The sequence below is a fragment of the Pedobacter sp. UBA4863 genome (assembly GCF_002399615.1).
Taxonomy (GTDB): Bacteria; Bacteroidota; Bacteroidia; order Sphingobacteriales; family Sphingobacteriaceae; genus Pedobacter.
In genome coordinates this window covers 61,293-62,602 of record NZ_DHDZ01000017.1, presented here as the reverse complement: position 1 = coordinate 62,602, position 1,310 = coordinate 61,293, and the positions used below count along the sequence as shown (strand labels likewise).

The 1,310-nt window shown below is 42.4% G+C and carries 2 protein-coding genes; both read right to left on the bottom strand.

Translation table 11 applies throughout. The annotated features are described in order from the left end of the window. Positions 1-386: 386 nt before the first annotated feature. On the bottom strand, positions 387-761 hold the full coding sequence (locus B3I52_RS03015; RefSeq protein WP_293298547.1) for a hypothetical protein: 375 nt from the start codon (positions 759-761) through the stop codon (positions 387-389). A 275-nt stretch (positions 762-1,036) separates the two neighbouring features. Continuing rightward, on the bottom strand, positions 1,037-1,310 hold a 274-nt coding region (locus B3I52_RS03010; RefSeq protein ID WP_293298545.1), incomplete at its 5' end, for a hypothetical protein.

Sequence of the window (1,310 nt, the reverse complement as noted above, 5' to 3'; positions counted from 1 at the left end):
TTAGTCTTTGAGCTTTCAACTTTCAACTTTTATCTTTACTCTTTGCTCCTTGCTCTTTACTCTTTCAGCTTCGGTCCTCGGTCCTCGGTCCTCGGTCTTTAGTCTTTGAGCTTTCAACTTTTATCTTTGCTCTTTACTCCTTGCTCTTTACTCTTTCAACTTCGGTCATCGGTCATCGGTCTTTCAGCTTTAGTCTTTGAGCTTTCAACTTTAACCTCAACCTCAATCTCAACCTCAATCTTTGTTCTTTCAACTTTTATCTTTACTCTTTGCTCCTTGCTCTTTACTCTTTCAACTTCGGTCATCGGTCTTCCAACTCCTTACTCCTTACCAACAAAAAAGCAAAAACGCAGAACCAAAGGGCTGTTTGGCCCTGCGTTTTCAGCTTAATAGCTAATCTCTACCGTAACAGAGCCACTGGCGTTTTCTTCGCCATCAGCCCCTCCGTCGGCATCAATCTTGCTCTTGGTTTCAATGAGCTTACTATCCCTTAAACCTTTGTTCAGGGGTTTAATCAACTCAAGTTTTAAACGGTGGCGCATGGCCATAGCAACTTGTGTGCCCATAAAACTCAACAGTGTTTGGCTCATACTACCTAGGTAAGCCACTTGCGAAGCCTCAAAGGCAAAGTGTTTCAAGAGCCATCCGCTAAAGTCGGCATTGGCTTCGGCAGCTTCAGCTTGTAGTGCTGCGTCAGGTAATGCGTACAAGGCGGCTACCAACTCGGCAGCACCTTCACTTGTAAAAGGAAATTTTTCCATAAAATTTAGTTAGGTTAATAATTCCTTCAAAATTGTCGAGCACCTAAATCATCTCAAAATATTTCAGAGTCATTTTGCACTAACCCATACAAAGTATCTGCACCATGTCATCCACAGCTACCACTCAACCATAAAACAACCAATGTTCAACAGCCAACAACCAACGAAACAAAAGTCCCCAAAGTCCCAATAGTCATATAGTAGCCCATCTGTCATAACGCAAGCACTTTCCAACAAAAAAAGCACTGGCATTGCCAAGCACGCCAACCCTTTGGTTAGTGCGGGAGATTTAAAAAGAGTAGTAGTACAAATGATACAGCACTTACAAGCATGAAGCGAAGCGGTTTTTGCAAAACGGCCAAAAGAAGAGAAGGCAAAAATGAAGCGCTGTTACTTTTTAAATGTGAACAAGCCAAGTGAGGACGCACCTTAAACCAAAGGTGCCCTTTCTTTGCTTCGTTTCTTTGGGCAAACAAAAGACCAGCTTTAGCTAGCTTGAAGACCTTTGAAAATATAAAATTCCGCCCCCTTAAATCCCTTCCGAAAATC